Annotated in this window: 1 pseudogene; it reads left to right on the top strand. The window is 48.2% G+C overall.

The annotated features are described in order from the left end of the window. A pseudogene (locus tag Q0954_RS34555) lies at positions 1 to 252 on the top strand (hypothetical protein); the annotation flags it as partial. Positions 253 to 400: the final 148 nt, after the last annotated feature.

Here is a 400-nt window from a genome sequence, read left to right as displayed (position 1 = left end):
TCGGTAGCAGATTTTGCCGGGGCGGGTACTTCTTTTTATGAGCGAAGGGCGTATATGGAAGCCATGCACCTGGAGGGCTGGGGCGATGAGCTTACCCACGACGAAGCCGAAATGCTCCTGGGTTACTGGCAATACAGTGGCGAGATCGAAGGCTTGATTCCTTACCTGATTCCTTGTGAACACCACGAGCGCAGCAGTCTGGGTCAGTACCTGAATGAGCTCCGGCAAGTGTATGCCCTGACAGTGGTATAAGACCAATTTACCTTCTCCCTGACAAGCAGCCTTGTTGGGGAGTTTTTTTTAACACAACCACAACAACAACACCAACAACACCTTACTTATCTATACTCCCATGAAAACAAGTGAACAAACTACCCTGACAAAAAAAACAACTACGATT

Origin of the sequence: uncultured Microscilla sp., from assembly GCF_947493425.1 — a bacterium.
Taxonomy (GTDB): domain Bacteria; phylum Bacteroidota; class Bacteroidia; order Cytophagales; family Microscillaceae; genus Microscilla.
The sequence above is the reverse complement of the archived record's forward strand: the minus strand, read 5'-3'. Positions and strand labels throughout refer to the sequence as shown.